The organism is Pseudomonas sp. VA159-2 (assembly GCF_024126635.1).
GTDB classification, from domain to species: Bacteria; Pseudomonadota; Gammaproteobacteria; order Pseudomonadales; family Pseudomonadaceae; genus Aquipseudomonas; species Aquipseudomonas muyukensis.
On record NZ_JAMYBV010000076.1, the window covers coordinates 1 to 1,190 of the forward strand.

The 1,190-nt window shown below is 55.0% G+C and carries 1 protein-coding gene; it reads left to right on the forward strand.

Annotation, left to right across the window (positions count from 1 at the left end; translation table 11 throughout):
- Positions 1–211 precede the first annotated feature (211 nt).
- On the forward strand, positions 212–1,159 hold the full coding sequence (locus NJG22_RS24420) for a transposase (protein ID WP_253098496.1): 948 nt from the start codon (positions 212–214) through the stop codon (positions 1,157–1,159).
- Positions 1,160–1,190: the final 31 nt, after the last annotated feature.

Here is a 1,190-nt window from a genome sequence, read left to right on the forward strand (position 1 = left end):
GCTGGCTTGTATGGTAGGACTTGAAGGGAGGAGGAGGGACAAAGTTGGCTTCTGACTGTTAGCGCAGTACAGACCGTAGGAGATTTCACCCCTCCTCCTTTCACCCAAGCGCCGATAAAGAATGCTTCTGGTTCGCAACCGACGATAGAAACAAGCCTGCGCCTCTGGGTGGCCCTTCAAGTCCTGAAACCTTATACGAGGAGGAAGCCCAATGGCAATGCCAGTTACTGTCTCACTACCGATCATCGGCGTGGATGTCGCCAAGGATGAACTGGTGATCTATCACGCTGATTCCGATCAGTTGGAGACCATTCCCAACAACAAAACAGCCATCAAGAAATGGCTCAAGGCGTTGCCGGGAAAAGTAGCTGTCGCTATCGAAGCCACGAATATCTATCACTTGATGTTTGCAGATCTCGCCTACGAGTTCGACTGCATCATTTACATGGTGGGTGGCTACGAACTTAGCCATTACCGCAAGGGCGTCAAAATCCGCGCCAAGACCGACGCGCTAGATGCCAAGCTGCTCGCCCGATACCTCAAGAATGAGGGTCAGGAGCTACGTCCCTGGAGTCCTCCCAGCGGTCTCTACCGCCGTCTTATCAGCCTTTTTCGCCGCCGTGCCGCCGTAGTTCAAGCCCGGGTGAGTTTGAAGCAGAGCTGGGCTAACGAGCCGCTGCTCAAATCAGCAATAACCAAGCATCTGGCGGCCATGGCGCGATTGGAAGCGCTTGTTGAAAAGGCCATTTGTGACCAGTTGCAAGCCGCCGGGCTAAAGGATCAGCTGAAGCGCTGCATGCAGGTGGAGGGTATCGGACTGTTGACCGGTGCTCGCCTGATTACTGCTTTTCAACGAGGGGACTTCCGAAACTCGGATGCCTTCATCGCGTTTCTGGGGTTGGATCTTCGGGTATCCAAATCAGGCCAGAAAGATAACCGCCGCAGTTTATCCAAGCGAGGGGACCCCGAGGCGCGACGCTTGCTGCACAACGCAGCAATGTCTGCTCGCCGTACCGCGGCCTGGCGGGATGTCTACGAGGGCTACATAGGCAAGGGGCTACGCACTACGCAGGTGCTGGTCATACTCGCTCGCAAGCTTGCCCGCATCGTATTCGCCCTGCTGAAAGGGCAGGACGAATATCAACCTAAAGTCAGCTAATGGGCTTCCCTGAAACCATAGAATCTCCTAC